This window comes from Porphyromonas sp. C0041D3 (assembly GCF_056590575.1).
Window position 1 is genome coordinate 87,880 of the sequence record NZ_JBWPWJ010000002.1, and the last position, 20,608, is coordinate 108,487.

Sequence of the window (20,608 nt, forward strand, 5' to 3'; positions counted from 1 at the left end):
GCATTTACTTCTTCTTAAGTCCCAGTTCTACTAGGACAAAGTCAACCGCCTCAGGCAGTCCCTCAGGTCTCTTCCCTCCCGCCGTAGCGAGGGAGGGCTGACCACCGCCACCTCCTTGGATAAATTGACCGGCAGCCTTGACCAACTTACCGGCGTTGTATCCCTTCTTCACGAGGCCATCACTGATCAGCACGGTAAGGAGTGCCTTGCCCTCATCCTTGGACCCGCTCACGAAGACATAGTCGCCATCCAGCACCTGCTTGAGCCCGAAGGCAATGTCCTTCGCAAGAGCAGACGGGATTGACACGTCTGGGCGGATTACCTTCACGCCGTCCACCAGCTCGTAGTGCTCCCGCAGACGACTGATCAGGCTCCCCTTCTCCCGATCGTAGGCCTGCTTCACCTCAGCAGAGAGGGTGTGATTCTCCTCCAGCACCTTCTTGATGGCCGAGATCAGATTGCCCCCACCGAAGTAGCTCTTCACGCTCTCGATCGTGTCCTCCAGCTCATGCACATAGTCGAGGGCAGCGGGGCCGGTGACAGCAAAGATACGACGTACTCCAGCTGCCACGGAGGTCTCCTGTGTGATGTGGAAGCTCCCCAGTACACCGGTCGACGGGGCGTGGCAGCCACCACAGAGCTCGATACTGTCGCCGAATTGCATTACCCGGACGTACTCTCCGTATTTCTCTCCGAAGAGGGCAATGGCTCCCATCTCCTTTGCCTTAGAGATCGGCACATCGCGATGCTCAATCCGCTTGTAGTCTGCTTGGATCGCCTCATTGACCATCCGCTCCACCTCTCGGATCTCCTCCTTCGTCATCTTCTCAAAGTGGGCAAAGTCGTACCGGAGTACACGATCGCTCACGAGGGAGCCCTTCTGCTCCGTCGTGTCGCCAAAGAGTGTCCTCAGTGCATGGTCCAGTAGGTGGGTGGCAGTGTGGTTGCGCTCAATATTATACCTACGCCCGCTGTCAATAGAGGCAAGGAAGTCCTGATGTGGATCGGAAGGCAGCTTGTCCACGAGGAGCATCGGCAGGTTATTCTCCTGGATCGTGTCGAGGACTTTGATCCTCTCCTGATCCTCCTCCCCGATGAGAGTACCGGTGTCGCCCACCTGACCACCCATCTCAGCGTAGAAGGGAGTTGTCTCGAGGACCACCTGATAGCTCTTCTTCCCATTCTGAGTCACTTGGCGGTAGCGGACAATCCGAGTCTGCGCCTCGTGCATCTCGTAGCCGACGAAGGTGGTCTCGGTCTCCTGGTCACCGATCCACTGCCAGTCTCCGGTCTCGGTATGCTGAGCCTTACGGGCGCGCTCTTTCTGCTTCGCCATCTCGCTGTCGAAGCCCTTTAGGTCGGCCTCCATACCCTGCTCCTCGAGGATTAGCTCCGTGAGGTCTGCAGGGAAGCCATAAGTGTCGTAGAGCTCGAAGATGATCTCGCCGGGTAGCGTCTTCTCTCCCTTCTTCTTCGACTCATCGATATGAGACTGGAGCATCTCGATACCAGTGGAGAGGGTCCTAAGGAAGGCGCTCTCCTCCTGCTTCGTTACACGGGTGATCAGCTCTTGCTGAGCCACCAGCTCGGTGTAGTGTCCACCCATGCTCTCCACGAGGGTGGGGATGAGGCGGTACATAAAGGGCTCCTTAAGATTGAGGAAAGTGTAGCCGTACCGAACTGCGCGCCTGAGGATCCTTCGGATGACGTATCCTGCTCTGGTACTTGAGGGCAGCTGCCCGTCAGTAATGGCAAAAGCTATCGCCCTTATGTGGTCAGCAATCACGCGCATAGCCACATCGGTTTTCTCCGACGAGCCGTAGGCCACACCGGAGATCTCTGCCACCTTGCCGATTAGAGGCTGGAAGACATCGGTGTCGTAATTGGACTTCTTCCCCTGCATAGCCATACAGAGACGCTCCAGTCCCATACCGGTATCGATGACGTGGTGGGGAAGAGCCTCGAGGTGACCATCTGCCATACGATTGTACTGCATGAAGACGAGATTCCAGATCTCGATCACGAGTGGGTCGTCCTGATTGACGAGGTCCCTGCCGGGGATGCGAGCGATCTCTTCCTCGCTACGCAGGTCGATATGGATCTCTGAGCAGGGACCGCAGGGACCGGTCTCGCCCATCTCCCAGAAGTTGTCGTGCTTGTCCCCATTGAGGATCCTCTCCTCCGGCAGTAGCTTTGCCCAAGCATCATATGCCTCTTGATCCCGCTCCAGACCCTCCTGAGGCGCTCCCTCAAAGATGGTGACATAGAGCCGATCTTTAGGAAGCTGGTACACCTCCGTCAGTAGTTCCCACGCCCAGGGGATGATCTCCTGCTTGAAGTAATCCCCGAAGGACCAGTTCCCCAGCATCTCAAACATAGTGTGGTGATAGGTGTCGTGTCCCACAGCGGAGAGGTCGTTGTGCTTACCGCTCACGCGCAAGCACTTCTGAGAGTCGGTTACTCGCGGATACTTCCTCGGTGCATTCCCGAGGATGATGTCCTTGAATTGGTTCATCCCCGCATTGGTAAACATAAGGGTCGGATCCCCCTGCAGGACCATCGGAGCGGAGGGAACGATATGATGTCCTCGCTCTGCAAAGAAGTCAAGGTACATCTGACGGATTTCATTAACCGTTTTCATATCTACTAAGAAGTGTATCGGTGAGACCCCGTTCTTTACATTGGGGTCATTAGTTTCTATCTCACAAAGGTACTAATGAAAACGGACGCAAAGAAATGCACGACCCACGTCCTGGGCCTGCAGACCATATGAGCGTTCATTTTCATAATAATAAGCCCCTCATAAGCCCTGAAAGACTGGATTAAATTCTTACAAAGAGTGATATGGATTTCCTTGGTCTCGGATTGCTCTCAACATTGGGTGGATCCACTCCCATACCTAAAGGTGTATATGTGAAAATTGCAGCAGGTCCTTAGGTGTGCAAACTCATGTGCTAGACTTTGGAGAATAGAGGTATTAAACCAGCACAATGGCATTATTTTCTCTACCTTTGCAGCGTAATCAGTAATCTAAAATAATCAAGCGCCTCACATATAGTAGGTATGGAGCAACTAAAGCACGAGTGTGGAGTAGTACTAATCCGACTTCGAAAGCCTCTCGAGTATTATTGGGAAAAATATGGCACCAGACGCTATGGTCTCAATAAGCTCTACCTGATGATGGAGAAGCAGCACAATCGTGGACAGGATGGGGCTGGCGTTGCCTGTGTCAAGCTTCAAGCTCCTGTAGGTACAGAATACCTCTACAGAGAGCGCGCCCTCGGATCAGGCGCCATTGCTGAGATCTTCAATACCATCCATCACTCCATCGATGAGGCAGTCGCTAATGAAGAGGCTGACGACCGTTTCTATGCTGAGTCGGCTCCCTATATTGGTGAGTGCTATATGGGGCATCTCCGCTACTCCACGACTGGGAAGTCCGGCTTACAGTATCTCCAGCCGGCGCTGAGACGTAATAACTGGCGGGCTAAGACGCTCGCCATGTGCGGGAATTTTAATCTCACCACTGTCAAAGATATATTCAAGTACATTACCGCCCGCGGACAGCATCCTCGTGACACCTCTGATACGCGAGTGCTGATGGAGCTCCTCGGCCACCGCCTCGATCGTGAGGTGGAGCGGCGCTATGCGGATAGTAAGGCGAAGGGGCTCGAGGGGATGGATATCACGGAGGATATCGAGGATCATATCGACGCTCTGCAGCCTCTCAGGGAGTGCGGACCAATGTTTGACGGAGGCTACGTCCTCTGCGGGATGACCGGTAGTGGCGAGATGTACGCATTTCGTGACCCCTGGGGCATCCGTCCTGCCTACTACTACTACGATGATGAGATCTTCGTGGTTGCCTCTGAGCGACCGGTGATCCAGACGACACTCAACCTCACCTTCGACAAGGTGCATCAGCTTCAGAGAGGGCAAGCCATTGCTATTGACCGGAGCGGGGAGACTGTCCATCTGGAGCAGGTGCTTGAGCCGGAGGAGAATAAAGCCTGCTCCTTTGAACGGATCTACTTCTCCCGCGGAAGTGACATCGACATCTACCATGAGCGAAAGGCTCTCGGTAGCTATGTGGTGCCGGAGATCCTCAAGAAGGTGGATTACGACCTGGACAATACCGTCTTCTCCTTTATCCCCAATACGGCAGAGGTGGCTTACCAAGGGATGCTTCAGGGACTCGAGGACTACCTCGACCGGCGGAAGCAAGAGCTGCTGGAGATGCCGGAGAATAGGAGCTCGGAGAGGATCCACGACATACTCCGGAAGCGTATACGCTCGGAGAAAGTGGCGATCAAGGACATCAAGATGCGGACCTTCATCACCGAGGGAGCATCACGCAATGAGCTGGCGGCTCACGTGTACGATGTCACCTACGGGTCTATACGCAGGGGTGAAGACAATCTCGTCGTGATTGATGATAGCATCGTCCGGGGTACGACTCTCAAGGAGAGTGTCATCCGCATCCTCAATCGACTCGGTCCGCGTAAGATGGTGATCGTCAGCTCGGCTCCCCAGATACGCTACCCAGACTGGTATGGTATCGCTATGAGCCGGATGGATGAGTTTGTCGCTTTCCGCGCCGCCATATCACTCCTTAAGGAGCGGGGTATGGAGGATCGGATCACCGAGCTCTATGAGAGGATTAAGTCCCTTATGGGGAGCGAGGAGGTACGACGAACCAATTTTGTTAAGGAGATCTACGAGCCCTTCACTGTCGAGGAGCTCAATCAGCAGATGATTAAGCTGATGAGACCCGCCGAGGTCACTTGCCCGATAGAGATTGTCTTCCAGAGCATCGAGGGTCTCCACAAGGCGATTCCTGATAATCCGGGTGACTGGTATTTTACCGGAGACTACCCGACACCGGGCGGTATGCGCTTAGTTAATCAAGCCTTCATCGACTATTACGAAGAGGACTACAGAAAATAAGAGATACACGAAACCATATAGCGACCATGAAAAAGAAAGGTAAGCTCATCTTACAGGACGGGACCTGCTACGAGGGGACACTCTTCGGCGCCACTAATAAGAGTGTCAGCGGAGAGGTTGTCTTCAATACCAGTATGACTGGCTACCCCGAGGCCCTGACGGATCCCTCATATATGGGTCAGATGCTTGTCTGTACATACCCGATCATAGGCAATTACGGATTCCCTCCAGAGGATGTAGACCCCGCCACCAATCTGGCTCTCTACCTCGAGAGCCGGGAGCTCCATCCACTCGCACTTATCGTGCACGACTATACCGATGACTACTCTCACTGGAATGCCGCAGAATCTCTCTCAGAGGCTCTCGATCGCCATGGCGTGGTCGGACTCTCCGGTGTTGACACGCGGGAGCTTACTAAGGATATCCGTGATCATGGTCCGCTCATCGGTAAGCTGGTGGTGGACGAACAGGATATAGACTTCTTCCAGACCGACGAGGTAAACCTCGTCGCTGAGGTCTCCACACCGGAGGTGATCCACTTACCTAAGAGTGGTGCCAAGCGAGTGGTCCTCGTGGACTGTGGCGCGAAGGAGAATATTGTCCGGATGCTCCTCGACCGCGATGTTGACCTCACGATCGTCCCCTGGGACTACGACTTTACCGAGATGGATTATGATGGTCTCTTCATCAGTAACGGTCCGGGTAATCCGATGCAGTGCACCGCCCTCATTGATCATATACGACAGGTCATTGAGAGCGGTGCAAAGCCTATAGGAGGGATCTGTATGGGAAATCAGATCATGGCTCTTGCCATTGGTGCCAAGGTGAAAAAGATGAAGTTTGGTCACCGCTCAGCAAATCAGCCAGTACGTCTCTGTGGCACAGATAAGTGCTTTATTACCAGCCAAAATCACGGATTTGCCGTTGATAGTGACACTCTCCCTGCCGGCTGGCGTCCCTACTTCGAGAATCTCAATGATGGCTCCAACGAAGGTATCATCCACGAGTCAGGGAGGTACTTCGCAGTCCAGTTCCACCCCGAGTGCCACGGAGGCCCGATGGATACCGAATTCTTTTTTGATGACTTTATTAAGCTCCTAAACTCGTGAACGTAAAGAAATACAAGAAGATCCTCCTCCTCGGATCCGGTGCCCTCAAGATCGGTGAGGCGGGCGAATTTGATTACTCAGGATCTCAAGCCCTCAAGGCTCTCAAGGAAGAGGGAATACACACCGTCCTCGTCAACCCCAATATCGCCACAGTACAGACGTCTGAGGGTATTGCTGATACGATCTACTTCCTCCCCGTCACCCCGTACTTTATTGAGCGAGTGATCAAGAAGGAGCGCCCCGATGGCATTATGCTCTCATTCGGAGGACAGACTGCCCTCAACTGTGGTGTCGCCCTCTACGAGAAAGGGGTTCTCCGGGACTATAATATAGAGGTCCTCGGGACTCCCGTCCAGGCCATTATGGATACCGAGGACAGGGAGCTCTTCAGCGAGCGTATGCACGAGATCGGGGTCCACACCATCTCCAGTGAGGCATGTGAGGATATAGATCATGCCCGCGAGGCAGCTAAGGAGCTCGGCTATCCTGTCATCATCCGTGCGGCCTACGCCCTCGGTGGTATGGGGAGTGGCTTTTGCGACAACGAGGAGGAGCTAAATGCTCTCTGCGAGCGAGCTTTCTCCTTCTCCCCTCAGGTACTGGTCGAGAAGAGTCTCAAGGGGTGGAAAGAGATTGAGTACGAGGTCGTGCGCGATAAGTATGACAATTGCATAACGGTCTGCAATATGGAGAACTTCGATCCGCTCGGCATCCATACCGGTGAGAGTATCGTCGTCGCTCCCTCTCAGACCTTGACTAACTCGGAGTTTCAGAAGCTCCGCGACATCGCCATCCGTATCGTCCGCCACATAGGCATTGTGGGGGAATGCAATGTCCAGTACGCCTTGGACACCCAGAGCGAGGACTATCGTGTCATCGAGGTCAATGCTCGTCTGAGCCGCTCCTCAGCACTCGCCTCCAAGGCCACCGGCTATCCGCTCGCCTTTGTGGCTGCCAAGCTCGGTATGGGATATGGTCTTCATGAGCTGAAGAATAGCGTCACTCAGACCACTTCTGCCTTCTTTGAGCCGGCACTCGATTACGTCGTCTGCAAGATCCCCAGATGGGATCTCAGCAAGTTTGCCGGTGTATCGCGTGAGATCGGCTCCAGCATGAAGTCTGTAGGCGAGATTATGGCCATCGGTCGCACCATTGAGGAGGCTATACAGAAGGGGCTCCGGATGATCGGCCAGGGAATGCACGGCTTCGTCGAGAATAAGGAGCTGGTCATCTCGGATATAGATAAGTCTCTACGGGAGCCTACCGACAACCGCATTTTTGTCATCAGTAAGGCTTTCCGAGCAGGGTATACGATCGATCAGATCCACGATCTGACAAAGATCGACAAATTCTTCCTCCACAAACTGCACAATATCATCGATACGGCTGAGGAGCTGGAGACCCTGTCACAGATCAGCGACATCTCGCCTGAGCTGATGAGGAGGGCAAAGGTACAGGGCTTCTCCGACTTCCAGATCGCCCGCGCGGTGCTCAAGCACACGATCAAGGATATGGATGCGGCTCAGCTGGAGGTCCGAGAGCTTCGAAAGAGTATGGGTATCACTCCGGTGGTGCGCCAGATAGATACTCTTGCTGCAGAGTACCCTGCCAAGACCAATTACCTCTACCTGACCTACGATGGTCATCGTCACGATGTCTCCTTTGAGGATGGGGACAAGAGTGTGATCGTGCTTGGCTCAGGGGCGTACCACATCGGTAGCTCGGTCGAGTTTGACTGGTGTGGCGTCTCTGCCCTCAATACAATCAAGGAGGAGGGCTACCACTCCATCATGATCAATTACAACCCCGAGACCGTCAGCACCGACTACGACATGTCGGATAGGCTTTACTTTGATGAGCTGACTCTGGAGCGGGTGCTTGACATCATTGACCTGGAGCAGCCTCATGGCACGATCCTATCCACTGGTGGTCAGATCCCCAATAACCTCGCTATGAGGCTCCACCGCTGTGGCTGCAAGGTCCTCGGCACTCAGCCGGAGGATGTCGACCATGCGGAGGATAGATACAAGTTCTCCGAGATGTGCGACAGCTTGGGCATTGATCAGCCTGCATGGAGCGAGCTCACCTCATTTGACGATGTCAAGAGCTTTGTCGATAAAGTGGGCTATCCGGTGCTAGTGCGTCCCTCCTATGTCCTCAGTGGTGCAGCGATGAATGTCTGCTCCAACGAGGAGGAGCTTCAGCGCTTCCTCCGTCTTGCCTCGGATGTCTCCCAGGAGCACCCAGTGGTGATCTCCGCCTTTATGGAGAATACGAAGGAGATCGAGATGGATGCCGTTGCAGACAAGGGCGAGCTGGTCGCCTATGCGATCAGTGAGCATATAGAGTTTGCCGGTGTGCACTCCGGAGACGCCACTATCCAATTCCCTGGACAGAAGATCTACATCGAGACAGTGCGCCGCATCAAGCGCATCACCCGTCAGATCGCCAAGGCACTTAATATCTCCGGACCATTCAACGTACAGTACCTCGCCCGTGGAAATGAGATCAAGGTGATCGAGTGCAACCTCCGAGCCTCGCGCTCATTCCCCTTCGTCTCCAAGGTGCTCAAGAAGAATCTCATCACTCTGGCAACGAAGATCATGCTGGGCAAGCCGTACGACAAGCCTGAGAAGAGTGTCTTTGATCTCGACTTTGTCGGTGTCAAGGCATCTCAATTCTCCTTCTCTCGTCTCCAGAGGGCTGATCCTGTCCTAGGAGTGGATATGATGTCCACAGGAGAGGTAGGCTGTATCTCCTACAGCCCCTCAGAGGCACTCCTCGAGTCAATGCTGGCTGTAGGGCAGAAGATCCCCGAAAGAGGCGTGCTGATGTCCACCGGTGGAGCTAAGCAAAAGGTCGATCTCCTCGAACCGGCTCGCCTACTGATCAAGCGTGGACTCAAGATCTACGCCACCGAGGGCACCTGCCGCTTCCTTAATGAGAATAGTGTCCCTGCTGAGCTCTGCCACTGGCCAAGCGAGGAAGGGAAGGAGCCACAGGCCCTTGATCTGGTGCGAGATCACAAGGTAGATCTGGTGGTGAATATCAATAAAAACCTCACCCCGAGAGAGCTGACCAACGGCTACAAGCTACGTCGTGCAGCCATCGACCACAATATCTCCTTGGTGACCAACGCCCGTCTCGCTGCTTCCTTCATCGAGGCATTCTGTGCCAAGGACGTGGACGACATCGAGATTATGAGCTGGGACGAATTTAAGTAATTCAAGATCTAGAATACTGATTGCAAAGGGCATCTAATCGCTGATTAGTGCCCTTTGCCACGTATGGAGACGGAGGTAATAAAAGAGTAAATTAAATGCAACAGGGTTGTATTGATGAAATAATTCGCTAAATCCTTGGTTAAGCTACTATTTTAGATTACCTTTGTCGTGCAATAAGGTGATGCGAGTGGAGTGCCAGTTGCTCCCCCTGCTGCTACCAATAGAGTGTAAGAAAGAAGATAAACTTTATACGAACACAACATTAAATTATGGCAAACATCGACTTAAGCAAGTACGGCATCAAGGGTGTCAAGGAGATCATCCACAACCCATCATATGACCGTCTCTTCAAGGATGAGACTGATCCGTCTCTCGAGGGTTACGAGAAGGGACAGGTGAGCGAGCTGGGCGCTGTCAACGTCATGACAGGCATCTACACCGGTCGCTCTCCTAAGGATAAGTTCTTCGTCGTAGACGAGACCTCCAAGGATACTATCTGGTGGGACAGCGAGGAGTATCACAATGACAACCACCCCTGCTCTAAGGAGACTTGGGATGTAGTGCGCAAGCTTGCCACCGATGAGCTCTCAGACAAGAAGCTCTACGTCGTGGACGCTTTCTGCGGTGCCAATGAGGACACCCGCGTCAAGATCCGCTTCATCGTCGAGGTGGCTTGGCAGGCACACTTTGTCACCAATATGTTCATCCGTCCCTCCAAGGAGGAGCTGGAGAACTTTGGTGAGCCGGACTTCGTAGTCTACAATGCATCCAAGGCAAAGGTGGACAACTGGAAGGAGCTCGGCCTCCACTCCGAGACCGCTGTTGTCTTCAACCTCACCAGCCGCGAGCAGGTGATCCTCAACACCTGGTATGGTGGTGAGATGAAGAAGGGTATGTTCAGCTACATGAATTACCTCAACCCCCGTCGTGGTATGGCCTCGATGCACTCCTCTGCCAATACTGATCTGAATGGCGAGCATACCGCCATCTTCTTCGGTCTCTCCGGTACCGGTAAGACCACCCTCTCCGCTGACCCCAAGCGTCTCCTGATCGGTGATGATGAGCACGGATGGGATGACGATGGTGTCTTCAATTACGAGGGTGGCTGCTACGCCAAGGTGATCAACCTGAGCAAGGAGGGTGAGCCTGCTATCTATGGCGCCATCCGTCGTGATGCACTCCTCGAGAACGTCGCTGTAGACAAGGAGGGTAAGATCGACTTCGCAGACAAGTCTGTCACTGAGAACACTCGTGTCTCTTACCCGATCTACCACATCGACAACATCGTGAAGCCGGTCTCCAAGGCTGGTCACGCTGAGCGCGTCATCTTCCTGACCGCTGATGCCTTCGGTGTACTGCCTCCTGTATCTCTCCTTGATGACGCTCAGACTCAGTATTACTTCCTCAGCGGATTTACCGCTAAGCTCGCTGGTACAGAGCGTGGCATCACCGAGCCCACCCCCACCTTCTCAGCATGCTTCGGCGCAGCCTTCCTGACTCTGCACCCAACCAAGTACGCTCAGGAGCTGGTCAAGAAGATGAAGGCTCACAATACCAAGGCCTATCTCGTCAATACGGGATGGAATGGTACCGGTAAGCGTATCTCTCTGAAGCAGACCCGTGCAATGGTAGACGCTATCCTCGATGGCTCTATCGAGAATGCACCCACGAAGAAGATCCCTTACTTCAATCTTACGATCCCCACAGAGCTGCCCAACGTAGACTCTAATATCCTCGATCCGCGCAGCACCTACGATAGTGAGGCTGCATGGGAGGAGAAGGCTAAGGACCTCGCTGCTCGCTTCATTAAGAACTTCAAGAAGTTTGAGACCAACGACCACGGTAAGTCCCTCGTACCTGCCGGTCCGCAGCTCTAAGCAGCATGCATCAATAGCCTGAGACGCTACATCATCGCGTCTCTCGCCTAAGTACTGAGAGATCCCAGCACCATATATCGGTGCCGGGATCTCTTTTTTTATACCACACTAGCCTAAGGCGACACCCGCAGTGTCCTTACGATTTCAGACCGTGCCCGTTATCCCAGAGAGAGTGGGGCAGTAGGGTGGGCGAAATCGGGAAACTCAGGCTGAAATAGACAGCTTGGGGCTTGAAGTATGAGGAAAAAAGTGTATCTTTGCCACCACTTAAGAGTACGGGATGTAGCACAGTTGGTAGCGCGCCACGTTCGGGACGTGGAGGTCGACAGTTCGAGTCTGTTCATCCCGACAGATTTCTTGGTCGAGAAAGTATGTCCGCACACTTTCTCGACCTTTGTTTTCTTGACCCTATCCCTTCAGAGAGAAGTCTAATACCGATATTAGTTCGACCTAATACCGGTATTAGACTTCTCTAATATCGGTATTAGTGATGAGGGTAAGCTCTGAGAGGTGAGACAGGTGCTTTATGGACCTTCTTCTTATTGGCAACCAGTCTATTAATGCTGTAAATAACCAGCTCCTTTGCGAAGGCAGGATTATTATGGTCGGACTTGATGCATACAGCTAGATTATGTATCACAGCTGATCCATTAAGTCGTTTAATTGGGCTATCTTTGTAAGGTCATAGAGGGTGTAATCCTTCTCTCATAAGCAACTATCACTCATGGAGACAATTAAATCAATATATAAGATAGGTAAAGGTCCCTCGAGCAGCCACACAATGGGCCCGAGACGGGCTGCGCTGATGTTCCTAGATCGCCTGAGTGGAGGCACGCCGGCGAGGTTTAGGGTCACTCTCTACGGATCCCTTGCAGCCACAGGTAAGGGGCATATGACAGATGTAGCCATCCTCGAGGTGCTGGAGCCCGTTGCCCCTACCGAGATCGTATGGGAGCCACAGACGGTTAAGCGCTTCCACACGAATGGTATGTACTATGAGGCGCTGGATAAGGAGGATAAGCTCATCGACTCTTGGACTGTCTACAGTGTCGGCGGTGGAGACTTGGCTAATGAGGAGTTTGATGAGAGTAGGGCGAGTGAGGTCTACCCCCACAACCGTATGACGGATATCCTGGCTTACTGCTTCGATGAGCACTTGTCACTCTGGGAGTATGTGGAGCGCTTTGAGGACTCATCGATATGGGATCACTTGGGGGAGGCTTGGCAGGTGATGCGATCTGCAGTAGAGCGGGGTCTCGACAATGACAGCATCCTCCCCGGAGGACTCAATCTCCGCCGTAAGGCCGGCGAGTACTATGTGCAGGCCAATAACTACAGCTACTCTACCAAGTCCCGCGGACTAGTGTACGCCTACGCCCTGGCTGCAAGTGAGGAGAATGCGGGTGGTGGTCAGGTATGCACCGGTCCCACCTGTGGCTCCTCGGGGGTGATGCCGGGAGTACTCTATCACCTCAAGGTATCCAAGGAGATACCGGACAAGATGATCCTGCGGGCAATGGCTACAGCGGGGCTCTTCGGTGCTATCTGTCGCACGAATGCCTCTATCTCCGGAGCTGAGGTGGGCTGCCAAGGTGAGGTGGGCGTTGCCTGCTCGATGGCTGCTGCCGCTGCCAATCAGCTCTTTGGAGGCAGTCTCAATCAGGTAGAGTATGCAGCCGAGATGGGGCTTGAGCACCACTTGGGACTGACCTGTGATCCCATCTGTGGTCTCGTGCAGATCCCCTGCATCGAGCGTAACGCCTTTGCAGCGGCAAGAGCACTGGATGCGAATGTCTACGCTTCGTTCTCCAATGGATTTCACCGAGTGTCTTTTGACCAAGTGGTAGAGGTGATGCGACAGACGGGTCACGACCTCCCGAGCCTCTACAAGGAGACCTCCACCGGCGGTCTCGCTACCAGCTACAGAAATCCCATCGCTCGGCTCGGCAAGGAGATATCGTACAATAGAGAGGAGGCGGAGAAGTCAGAGGAGGGCCCAAAGTTGTCCTTTTTTATGTAAGTTTGTCTGCTTCTGAGAAAGAATAATCACTATCCACATATGACGAGATCATCAGAGAATCGCAAGCCTATCCGCAGAGCGCTTGTATCGGTATACCATAAAGAGGGGCTGGAGAAACTCCTTAGACAACTGGGGCAGAGTGGGGTGGAGATCCTCTCCACAGGTGGCACCTATGACTATGTCACCAGCCTTGACCTCCCTTGCACCAAGGTGGAGGACCGCACCGGTCTCCCCTCCATCCTTGGCGGGAGAGTCAAGACCCTCCATCCGGTGGTCTTTGGCGGGATCCTTACTCGCCGAGGTAACGAGCAGGATGATAAGGACTGTCATCGCTTTGACATTGATCCGATAGACCTTGTGATCGTCGATCTGTACCCCTTTGAGGCTACTGTCGCCTCTGGTGCTTCTCATGAGGATATCATAGAGAAGATCGATATCGGTGGCATCTCTCTGATCCGTGCAGCCGCCAAGAATTACTCCGATGTGGTGATCATCCCCTCAGCTAAGTATTACGATGAGCTCACTGTCATACTCAGCGAGCAGGTCGGTGAGACAACGCTGGAGCAGAGGCGACACTTTGCACGTGCTGCCTTTGAGGAGTCCTCATCCTACGACACTGCGATCCATAATTACTTCCTCTCGATGGACGATCCGGCAGAAGAGTCAGAGGATCTGCTCCCAGAGGAGCGTTTCTCTCTCTCTATGGAGGGATGTCAGCCGATGAGGTATGGTGAAAACCCTCATCAGCGAGCTGCTTACTATGGTAAGGGCTTTGAGGAGCGCTTCGACTACCTCCACGGCAAGCAGATCAGCTACAATAACCTGCTGGATGTGGATGCTGCAGTGCATATGATCGAGGAGATGGATGAGCCCGCATGTGGCATCGTCAAGCACAATACGCCCTGTGGACTGGCAGTCAGAGAGACCATACGTGACGCCTACTTGGCTGCTCTTGCGTGTGACACTGAGTCGGCCTTTGGTGGCATCGTAGTGCTCAATAGACCGGTCGATATGGAGACTGCGGAGGAGCTACATAAGCTCTTCATCGAAGTCCTCATTGCTCCCGAGTATAGCAGGGAGGCACTGGAGCTACTGACACAAAAGAAAAATAGGATCATCCTGAGAGACAAGATCGGCAAGGACAAGTATCCTCTCCAGTACCGATCTGCCCTGGGTGGCGTACTGGTGCAGGAGCGCGATACGCTTGTGGACCAAGCTAAGGATCTCACTGTGGTCACTCGTACGTCTCCCTCCGAGAGCGAGACGAAAGATCTCCTCTTTGCGATGCAGGCGGTAAAGTACTGCAAGAGCAACGCTATAGTCCTCGCCAAGGATCGTCAGATCTTGGGTGCCGGCTACGGTCAAACCTCTCGGGTGGAGGCGCTGAGGCAAGCGATCAGCAAGGCAGCAGCGATGGGCTTCTCTCTCGAGGGATCCGTCATGGCTTCTGATGCTTTCTTCCCCTTCCCCGACTGCGTAGAGATAGCTTATGAGGCGGGCGTGGTGTCCGTCATCCAGCCGGGCGGGTCTATACGCGATCAGGAGAGTATAAGTTATTGCGATGAGCACGGTATGTCCATGGTGACCACCGGTCATCGTCATTTTAGACACTAACTTTTTTACTAGATACAGGATGGGCTTTTTCTCACTGACAAGGAAATTAGCCGTAGACTTAGGTACTGCTAATACGGTCATCATAGAGGATGGCAAGATCATCATTGATCAGCCAAGCTATGTGACGCTCAATAAGAAGACTGACAAGGTAGAGTGGGTCGGTGCTGAGGCGTATCGTCGCTTCGAGAAGGAGAATAATGATCTCTCCACTGTCCGTCCACTTAAGGATGGCGTGGTCGCTGACCTGGATGCCTGCGAGTATATGATCCGCGGGATGATCCGGATGGCTACGACTAAGAAGCACTTCTTCCCCACCTCACTGAAGGTTGTTGTCTGTGTTCCCTCTGGTAGCACGGATGTAGAGATACGTGCCGTGCGCGATGCGGCTGAGAAGGCCGGGGCCAACGAGGTGTACCTCATCCATGAGCCAATGGCTGCAGCGATCGGTATTGGCATCGATGTGATGGAGCCTACCGGCAACGTGATCGTAGATATCGGTGGTGGCACGACGGAGATCGCTGTGATCTCACTGGGTGGCATTGTCAACAATAAGTCGATCAAGGTGGCGGGAGACGAATTCACCAACGATATCGTCGACTATATGAAGGTCGAGCATAGTATCCGCATCGGTGAGCGCACCGCTGAGGAGATCAAGAAAAATGTCGGCTCTGCTCTCGATCAACTGGACAATGAGCCTGATCCCTATACAGTCGTAGGGCAGGACTTGGCGAGCATCCTGCCTAAGACAGTGGATGTCAATTACCATGAGATCTCTACCTGCCTCGATAAGTCGATCACCAAGATCGAGACAGCTATAGGAAACGCTCTTGACGACACTGCCCCCGAGCTGTATGCAGATATTTTCAATAACGGCATCTACCTTGCTGGGGGAGGTGCACAGCTGAAGGGGCTTGATAAGAGACTTCAGGCTAAGTTTCAGATCCCCTTCAAGATCGCTGATGACCCCTTATACTCCGTCGCCAACGGCACTTTCATTGCTCTTCAGAACTCAGATAAGTACACTCTGCTCTTTAAGTAACTCATACGGCACCTCCCTGACTAATAGATTAGGTAGGGTGGGTTGCCTCTCAAGCCGTGCATCGTCTTAATGGATCGCCTCGTCGAATTTCTCCGGTCCAAGAGACATCTCCTGATTTTCCTACTCCTTGAGGTGGTTGCCTTGGCACTCCTCTTTAGTGGCAGTAGTTACCGGTCTAGTGTCATGCTGAGCTCTGCCAATGACCTTACTGGTAGGGTGATGGAGACGGCACAGACTGTCCGTGCTTACACCGGACTTGAGGAGGCAAATGTGGAGCTGCTCCATAGGAATGCGATACTGGAGCGGGAGGTACTCCGGTTGCACAACCAGCTGGAGCGTCTCTCCGTCGACTCCCTCTCCTGGCAGCGCCTGGGGCGTGACACACTGGAGAGACCCTTTCCTTACCACTACATAGTAGGCAGGGTTGTGGGGATGGTGCTCTTTGACAAGAGCAATTATCTGACCTTGGACATCGGAAAGCAGGATGGCGTAGCAGTAGATATGGGGGTCGTAAGCACAGATGGAGTGGTCGGTATCGTGCAGGCGGTGAGCGACCATTACTCGAGAGTGGTACCGGTGATCAATAGTACCTTTGGGATCAGCTGCAAGGTGGATGGCTCTGACCTTGTGAGTGTACTGAAGTGGGATGGACAGGATATCAATCACTCTCTGCTGACTAATATCCCCAAGCATCAGTCGCTGGAGCCGGGGAGATCGGTCTTTACGAGTGGGTACTCTGCTTCTTTCCCCTCCGGCTTGTCTGTAGGGACAGTGGTAGGTCCGGGGAAGTCACCTGACGATAGTTTCTTTGCTTACCGAGTGGAGCTATCCACGCACTTTGCCTCTCTGAAGTACGTCTATGTGCTACAGTATGAGAATCGTCAGGAGAGAAATGTGGTCGAAGATCCAGTCACAGATAGACGATCTCTATGAGTAAGTACACCCTACGACTTGGTATCCTCTCCCTCGTGCTGATACTCTTGCAGGTGGTACTCTTTAACCACCTGCTACTCTTCCAGTACTTCTTGCCGATCCTATACCTCTACCCTCTTATCAAGATGCCGTACCGGTCGGAGCCGTGGGTACTGACTCTCCTTGCCGCTTGCATAGGACTATTTATTGACCTGATGATGAATACACCGGGACTCAATATGGCCTCCTCCGCACTAACGCTCTACCTTCGCCCTAAGCTGCTGGGGGCGCTGGTGGATAAGGACGATCTTGACAATTCGGACGAGGAGAATCCGCTAATCACTCCCCGCCTGATGGGAGCAGGAGCTTACCTACTCTTTATCCTGACCCTCACACTGGTGCAGATCAGCTCGATATTCCTCCTTGAGTTTTTCTCCACCGGACTCTTGGTGCACACATTACCCTACATTGGCGGATCCGTTGTGATAACGGTGCTGCTTTTTATGATCTTTGATGCACTCTTGATGCCGCGTAGGAGGGGATGAGACCATCACATAGTAGGTATAGTGAGCGTAGCTTTATCATCGTAGGGGTGATGACGCTGGTGGTTATTGTCTATGTGGCGAGACTCTTCTATGTCCAGGTGCTCTCTCCGGAGTATAAGCTAGCAGCGGAGAATATTGCCTTTTACCACCGAACCCTCTATCCGTCACGCGGTCTGATGCGTGATCGCAACGACAGTCTCGTCGTCTATAATACTGCAACGGCAGATGCCAAGGTCATTATGCGACAGATGGAGGACTTCGATAGTCTTGCCTTTTGCCATATCCTGGACATAGATATCCAAGACCTACGTGAGCGTCTGGAGCAGGTGAAGGATCGGGAGTCCAATAAAGGGTACTCTCCCTTTGTACCGCAGACTATTTTCTCCCAGATAACCTCAGTGGAGGCAGGACTATTAGAGGAGCAGCTATACAAGTTTCCCGGTCTACTCATCGAGCACCATACCTCTCGGGCGTATACATACTCTGCAGGGGCTCTTCTGCTGGGCAATATCGGTGAAGTCGGTCCGAGTGACATAAAGCGAGATCCCTATTACACGCCCGGAGACTACGCCGGCACGACCGGTCTGGAGAAGAGCTATGAGCGATTCTTGAGAGGAAATAAAGGGACCTCTATCCTCCTCAGGGATGTCCATGGTCGGGTGCAGGGTCAGTACGAGGAGGGAAAGTATGATCAGGAGCTCACCTCCGGGCATAATCTCAAGTTGAGCATTGACATTAAGCTGCAGGCCTATGGTGAGCAGCTGATGCAAGGCAAGAGTGGAGCGATCGTCATGATAGAGCCGAGTACGGGGGAGGTATTGGCTTTGGTCTCCTCTCCTACCTTTGATCCCTCTCGCTTAGTGGGAAAGGAGCGGGGAAAGAACTACCAGTCTCTCGCCACTGATCCTCTCAAGCCTCTTTACAATAGAGCCATTCAGGCTGCCTATCCCCCCGGATCGACCTTCAAGACTGTGCAGTCAGCAGCCTATCTGCAGGAGGGATGCATTACGCCGGGTACTATGTACTCCTGTCATCGTGGCTACCCACTGCTCGGGGGGCGCCCCCGATGTCATGGCCACGGATCTCCACTGGATCTCAGGCACGCCATTGCCACCTCTTGCAATGCCTATTTTTGCTGGGGTCTGAGGGCATTCTTAGACGACAGATCCCGCTACGCTACCGTGGAGGAGGCTTTTGATCACTGGCGAGACTATATCGTCAAGATGGGATTCGGGCATAAGACCGGTGTGGATCTGCCGGGAGAGAGCCGTGGCTATATCCCAAGCTCTGCCGTATACAATAAGCTCCATAATGGGCGCTGGACATCGAGCTCAATAGTCTCCATAGCGATCGGTCAGGGGGAGATCCTTGCTACACCGTTACAGATAGCCAACTTCGGTGCTGTGGTAGCTAATAGGGGTCACTACTATACACCTCACTTGGTGAAGGAGATAGATGGGATGCCTCAGGACTCGCTCTATATCGAGCGTATGGAGACAGGGATCCGACCTGAGTATTTCCAAGTGATCGCTGAGGGAATGCGTATGGCGGTGATAGGCGGGACCTGTCGGAAGGCAAATCTATCCGACTTTGCCATCTGTGGTAAAACCGGTACGGCTGAGAACCCTCACGGCAAAGACCACTCCCTCTTCCTTGGCTTTGGTCCCATGGAGGAGCCCAAGGTCTCCATCGCTGTCATGGTGGAGAATGGAGGCTTCGGTGCCACCTATGCTGTTCCGATCGGTAGACTTATGCTCGATTACTATCTCCATGGTGACTCTATTACTCCTTCGTCGATCAGCTACGAGAAGGCGATATTGTCCTCAGTAATTAGATGAGCGTATGACTAAGAGACTATCCTCCGGGACTTCGATGGGACTGAGGCATCGGGCTGACTGGTTGGCTATATTGCTTTACCTAACCTTAGTAGTGATCGGATGGCTCACCATCTATGCAGCCGATGGCACTTATACCATCACCGATACTTCCTTTAGTATTGAGGGTAGGGCACTGTCTCAACTGATATGGATCGGGATCTCTGCCGGCGCAGCGATTGCCATACTGCTTATAGACACCTTCTTCCTGAAGCAGTCTGCCCCTGTACTCTACTTCGCCATGATCGGTCTCTTGATCGTGACAATCTTCATCGCTCCGGACATCAAGGGATCACGGTCGTGGTTGGTGATCACCGACTCTGTGAGGCTACAGCCGGCGGAGTTCTCTAAGCTCACCACCGCCCTAATGCTGGCATGGTGGATGTCGAAGTATAACTTTAGCCTCGAGCGCACCCGTGATCTGGCGATCGCTTTTGCCATCATCATTGCCCCGATGCTGATCATCGTACTTCAGTCAGAGACAGGATCAGCATTGGTCTACGCTGCATTCATCATCATCCTCTACAGAGAGGGGCTGAGTAGTGCTGTCCCGCTCTTTGGCGTTTTCTGCGCTCTGCTTTTCGTGCTGGAGCTCAGGTTTGCCGAGTCGGTTTGGGGCGTTACCCCGGCCGGGCGATTGGTTATCCCGCTACTGATCTATCTCGGGGTGGTCCTCTCAGCTCAGGCTTACTGCGAGCTTGACCGAGCTTGGTTGGTCGGCTTAGTAATTGCCCCCTCGCTGATGACAGTGGCTGCAATCCTCTCACTGTGGATGAGTGTCGACTTCTCGATCTTTGCCATCCTTGCGCTGGTGCTTCTGCTGGTATGGGTGGTCTTACAGGCTTATGGTCATAGAGGTCGACATATCGGTCGGCTGATCACCTTTGCCGGGGTGAGTGTGGCTATGTACACCGGGGTGGGATACTTTTTTGACAATATCCTCCAGCCGCACCAGCAGACTCGTATTCTTGTCTCACTGGGGCTTAAGGACGATCCCGCCGGTGCCGGCTACAATGTGCATCAGAGTCTCATCGCGATCGGCTCCGGTGGTCTGCTCGGCAAGGGGTATTTGCAGGGGACGCAGACTAAGCTCTCCTACGTACCTGAGCAGACGACGGACTTCATATTCTGTACTATCGGGGAGGAGGAGGGCTTCATCGGCTGCTTAGTCGTGCTGCTCCTCTTCCTCGCCCTGATCTCCCGTATCATTTACATTGCAGAGCGCCAGCCGGAGACCTTTGCTCGTGTATACGGCTATGCGGTGGCATCCATACTCTTCTTCCACCTCTTGGTGAATGTGGGGATGGTGATCGGTCTCGTCCCAGTGATCGGCATCCCGCTCCCCTACATCAGCTATGGCGGATCATCGTTGCTAAGCTTTACCCTGCTCTTATTTGTACTCTTGAGACTGGATGCCTCGCGTATGCCGGTCTCCACTCTCCGATAA

Annotated in this window: 12 protein-coding genes and 1 tRNA gene; 12 read left to right on the forward strand and 1 reads right to left on the reverse strand. The window is 53.3% G+C overall.

The genetic code is table 11. From position 1 onward, the window contains the following. Positions 1–4: 4 nt before the first annotated feature. Complete coding sequence (gene alaS / locus AC1EKE_RS01610) at positions 5–2,641, reverse strand: alanine--tRNA ligase (protein WP_480307776.1); 2,637 nt, start codon at positions 2,639–2,641, stop codon at positions 5–7. Positions 2,642–3,063: 422 nt separating this feature from the next. Here alaS and AC1EKE_RS01615 point away from each other — a divergent pair, with 422 nt between their 5' ends. The 12 genes from AC1EKE_RS01615 (at position 3,064) to rodA (ending at position 20,608) form a co-directional block, all read left to right on the forward strand. After that, positions 3,064–4,947, forward strand: coding sequence for an amidophosphoribosyltransferase (locus tag AC1EKE_RS01615; protein WP_480307778.1), 1,884 nt, complete (start codon positions 3,064–3,066; stop codon positions 4,945–4,947). A 26-nt stretch (positions 4,948–4,973) separates the two neighbouring features. Beyond that, on the forward strand, positions 4,974–6,056 hold the full coding sequence (carA, locus tag AC1EKE_RS01620) for a glutamine-hydrolyzing carbamoyl-phosphate synthase small subunit (protein WP_480307779.1): 1,083 nt from the start codon (positions 4,974–4,976) through the stop codon (positions 6,054–6,056). Next, positions 6,053–9,280, forward strand: a complete 3,228-nt coding sequence (gene carB / locus AC1EKE_RS01625) for a carbamoyl-phosphate synthase (glutamine-hydrolyzing) large subunit (protein ID WP_480307782.1) — start codon at positions 6,053–6,055, stop codon at positions 9,278–9,280. Before carA ends, carB begins: the two co-directional genes overlap by 4 nt. Positions 9,281–9,549: 269 nt before the next feature. Next, a complete protein-coding gene (pckA, locus tag AC1EKE_RS01630; RefSeq protein WP_480307784.1) occupies positions 9,550–11,157 on the forward strand; it encodes a phosphoenolpyruvate carboxykinase (ATP) in 1,608 nt (535 codons plus the stop codon). Between the two features lie 276 nt (positions 11,158–11,433). Then, positions 11,434–11,506 (forward strand) — tRNA-Pro (locus tag AC1EKE_RS01635). 375 nt (positions 11,507–11,881) lie between these two features. Further along, a complete protein-coding gene (locus AC1EKE_RS01640) occupies positions 11,882–13,177 on the forward strand; it encodes an L-serine ammonia-lyase, iron-sulfur-dependent, subunit alpha (protein ID WP_296164133.1) in 1,296 nt (431 codons plus the stop codon). A 39-nt stretch (positions 13,178–13,216) separates the two neighbouring features. Beyond that, on the forward strand, positions 13,217–14,791 hold the full coding sequence (gene purH, locus AC1EKE_RS01645; RefSeq protein ID WP_480307785.1) for a bifunctional phosphoribosylaminoimidazolecarboxamide formyltransferase/IMP cyclohydrolase: 1,575 nt from the start codon (positions 13,217–13,219) through the stop codon (positions 14,789–14,791). A gap of 19 nt (positions 14,792–14,810) precedes the next feature. Beyond that, positions 14,811–15,830 carry a rod shape-determining protein gene (gene mreB, locus AC1EKE_RS01650; RefSeq protein WP_296164137.1) on the forward strand — a complete coding sequence of 340 codons (1,020 nt, stop codon included), beginning with the start codon at positions 14,811–14,813 and terminating at the stop codon, positions 15,828–15,830. 69 nt (positions 15,831–15,899) lie between these two features. Beyond that, positions 15,900–16,763, forward strand: a complete 864-nt coding sequence (gene mreC / locus AC1EKE_RS01655; RefSeq protein WP_480307788.1) for a rod shape-determining protein MreC — start codon at positions 15,900–15,902, stop codon at positions 16,761–16,763. After that, the gene (locus AC1EKE_RS01660) at positions 16,760–17,287 is read left to right on the forward strand and encodes a rod shape-determining protein MreD (RefSeq protein WP_296164501.1); all 528 of its coding nucleotides are present in this window, start codon (positions 16,760–16,762) and stop codon (positions 17,285–17,287) included. The genes mreC and AC1EKE_RS01660 overlap by 4 nt, the downstream gene beginning before the upstream one ends. Then, positions 17,284–19,125: a penicillin-binding protein 2 gene (gene mrdA / locus AC1EKE_RS01665; protein WP_480307790.1), complete on the forward strand. Its 1,842-nt coding sequence runs from the start codon at positions 17,284–17,286 to the stop codon at positions 19,123–19,125. The genes AC1EKE_RS01660 and mrdA overlap by 4 nt, the downstream gene beginning before the upstream one ends. A 4-nt stretch (positions 19,126–19,129) precedes the next feature. Continuing rightward, complete coding sequence (rodA, locus tag AC1EKE_RS01670; protein ID WP_480307792.1) at positions 19,130–20,608, forward strand: rod shape-determining protein RodA; 1,479 nt, start codon at positions 19,130–19,132, stop codon at positions 20,606–20,608.